This window comes from Chamaesiphon sp. VAR_48_metabat_403, assembly GCF_031422475.1.
GTDB lineage: Bacteria > Cyanobacteriota > Cyanobacteriia > Cyanobacteriales > Chamaesiphonaceae > Chamaesiphon.
On sequence record NZ_JANPLS010000121.1, the window covers coordinates 1 to 3,583 of the forward strand.

Annotated in this window: 2 protein-coding genes; both read left to right on the forward strand. The window is 45.4% G+C overall.

The window, feature by feature from the left end:
* Positions 1–1,005: hypothetical protein (locus RMO79_RS06295; protein ID WP_310482205.1), on the forward strand; the 1,005-nt coding region annotated here is incomplete at its 5' end.
* A gap of 238 nt (positions 1,006–1,243) precedes the next feature.
* On the forward strand, positions 1,244–3,580 hold the full coding sequence (locus RMO79_RS06300) for a polysaccharide biosynthesis tyrosine autokinase (protein ID WP_310482206.1): 2,337 nt from the start codon (positions 1,244–1,246) through the stop codon (positions 3,578–3,580).
* The last annotated feature ends 3 nt before the right edge of the window (positions 3,581–3,583 follow it).

Here is a 3,583-nt window from a genome sequence, read left to right on the forward strand (position 1 = left end):
TGCGTACCGATGTCCCCAGCCAGTTTTCACCGCTTCCGCAATTGGACGATCTCCGCTGGCTTTGCCAACATGGCACTGGCATTCATTCAATGGCCGTTGCTCAAATTTAATAAAATCTCTGCGGGTGGATTAGATGCCACAGATGGCATGGCTGGGGTGTTTTTCGTTTCGGGAGCTGGCAATTATGTCTCGACGACTGTTTCGATTTACTTTGGAATTTACTATCTGATGTTTGCCACAGCCGCCCCAGTCTGGCTGCGATATGGCACTTTACTCGCCGCGCTGTTTCAACTCCAACTTTCCGATTCCAAACAAGTGCTATTCGCCCTGGCATTCGGTGGGATACTGTTGATTTTTTCGACAATGAAGAATGTGGGGAAAACCCTAACCTATATCATTTTATTCGTACTCACTTTAGTTGCCTTCTACTGGTGCGTTCAAAATCTAGCGGCATTTGCAGCATTTAAAAATTACTTAGATAAAGAAGGCGTATATGGGCCGAATGGCGAAGCATCGAGGATTAAGTTAATTGCTTTTAATCTACTGCCGACATTTTATCATTCCCCGCTCAATTGGATCGTAGGACTCGGCCCCGGTCATACCGCTGGACGCTTGGGCGGCTGGTTGCTCAAGGAAAATTGGGCGATTTTAGGGCCGCTAGGCGCGACGATGCATCCAGCTAGTCAAGCAATGCTGGCGGCTTACTACGGGAGTTGGCTGGCGTTGGAATCTACGATGTTTTGTCCGATGTTTGGCTGGGCGGGGATGTGGGGCGATTTGGGTGCGGCTGGCGTGTGTGCCTACTTAATGCTAGGTTGGATCGCTTGGCGTTATGTGTGTGTGGATAACTTTGGGAAATTTTTACTGTTGAGTGTGGCTGGTTTTGGGTTCATTTTTACGCAGATGGAAGAGCCAGGATTTATGTTCTATACGGCGACGATGCTGGGGCTGCGTTGGCAAGAGCAGCGATTTAAAACATTAGCAGTTTCGACGAAGTTTAAGTAATAAATCAATTTAATTACTCTGCTCGACTAAATTCAAAATTTACGCTGTTGCTAGTAAATAAATCTAGTAATGGGGATAAATTTGTCAATTTGGCTGAGTAGAAAAATCTGAGTTAGTCATTGTGCTGAAGCAAGAGTTTTGACTGGTTTGTATAATAAGTAACAGGGGTTCGAGCCACTCAAGATGTAGCGAGTCAGACTTCCTACCATTTGTATTGCAACTTGAGGATTAGTGTGAAATGAGCATTGTTATAAAGCGAGAATCACCATCGGATGAAGCTAGTTGGCAGGAAAGTCAGCTCCAACGATCTCAGATCGAAACTCTCAATCCTGGCGTGAAGTTGGCTGGTAGTTCCAATGAAGAAGGGGGTTTAGATCTCGACCTAGTAATTAAAGCCATCCAGCGCAGATGGTGGATTTTGGCGATCGCCTGTGTTGCCACCAGCGGCGCAATGGCATTTGTCGGACGCAGCAAACCCGCAGCCTATGAAGGTAGTTTCAACATCTTAATCGAGCCTGTTACCGCCGAGGCACAGGTCGCCTCAGCGATTAATAACGGCGATCGGACTAATAGTGTCGAGCGCGATTTAGGCAGTGCTCAAACCTCCAAAACAACGCTGGATTATCCCACCCAAATTCAAATTCTTCTCAGCGACAAAATCTTAAATCCAGTAGTTAAACAACTTAAACCTACCCATCCCAAAGTTTCATACGAATCCCTGCGCCAATCGTTAACGATCGATCGACTCAAAGACCAATCAGAAACCAAAATTCTCAAAGTTAACTATAACTCTACTTCCGAAGCCGAAACCAAACAAGTCCTGAAATTAGTCTCCGATACTTATATTCAATACAGTCTCCGCGAACGTCAAACTAACGTCCGACGGGCGATTCAATTTGTCGATACCCAATTACCCACAGTCAGAAATCAAGTTCGCGATTTAGAAATAGCACTCCAAAAATTTAGGGAAAAACATCAGCTCATCGATCCGAGTACGCTCGGTACCCAGCTCGGTACTCAAACCAGTAGCACCCGCCAAGAACAATCAGCAACTCCAGTCGAACTCGCCAAAGCCAAACAACTGTATAAATCGCTCGAACAGCAGATCCAACTCCAACCCAAAGGTGCCGAAGCCGCTTCGGTTCTCAGTGAAGCTCCAGGCTATCAACAATTAGTCAAACAATTGCGCGAACTTGATATTGAATTAAAAATTCAATCGGCTGAATTGACCGAAGAGCATCCAAAAATCATCGCTCTGCGGGCAAAACGGGATAATTTATTACCCCTACTTCAGCAAACAGCTAATTCTACGCTAGGTAGCAGCCTGTCTGGGAGCATTCCCAACGCTCAGTCGCTACCCTATCAAAATGCCCTGCGTCAAGATCTCAGCAAGCAATTAATTGCTGCTGAGACTCAAGTTAAGGTCTTAGAAGCCAAACTGACCAGCCTTAATATTGCCAGTCAAACCCTATCTGGCGAAACAGGGCAGCTCCCCGTCATCTCTCGTCAATACGAAACCCTCCAACGACAATTAAAAATTTCGACCGAACGATTGAGTAAGTTTCTCCAAAAACGCGAGGAATTGACGATCGATGCCGCGCGTCAAGAGGTACCGTGGGAATTAATTGCTTCGCCTTCAGTGCGATCGATTTCATCTTCTGGAATCGTCAAAGATCTGGCTCTCGGTGGTGTACTAGGCTTATTAATTGGGGCGGGAGTATCGTTAGTTGTCGATAAAATGAATAATGTAATTTATTCACTCAAAAACTTACGCGAAGAATTAGATCTACCAGTTTTGGGGATGATTCCCAATCGTGAAGACGAACAAAAAGTCTGCGACACTAAAGTTGCCCAAGCGAAACGGACTATTTCTGCCATCCATAAAAAAGAGTCAGTTAGTGTCAACAATCGCTACCGATTTTCACCATTTATTGAGTCTTTTCGCGCCCTCAATTCTCAAATTAGATTGTTGAGTCCCGATGCACCGATTCGATCGATAGTTGTCAGCTCTTCATTACCCGATGAAGGTAAAACAACAGTCGCAATTCAGTTGGCTCAAGCCGCTGCCGCCATGGGTCAGCGGGTATTATTAGTCAATGCCGATCTCCGCAAACCCAGCTTGCAAAATCTGGTCGATCGCCAAAATCGCGCCGATCTGATTCATGGTTTGACGGATATCATTGCTGGTAATTCCCAATTGATGGATACGGTTCAACTTCTCCCCGGCGAAGAAAACTTATATATTCTCTTGTCTGGTTCGATCTCGCTCGACCCGACGAATATTTTAAGTTCCAAACGGATGAAAGATTTAATGAAAACTTGCGAACGTAATTTCGATCTCGTCATTTACGATACCGTACCGCTCAATTTTGCCGATTCACTATTATTAATTCCCCAGACAGATGGATTATTAATGGTATCTCGGCTCGGTCGAGTCCACCGCGAAGTATTGCGACAATCGATCGAAACTCTGGCAGTATCGAAGGTAAATGTGTTGGGTTTGGTCGTCAATATGGTCGCCGATCCTCAATATGCGGCTAGTGCTTATTATTCTCCATCGGTAGTACCTGTTTAGGAA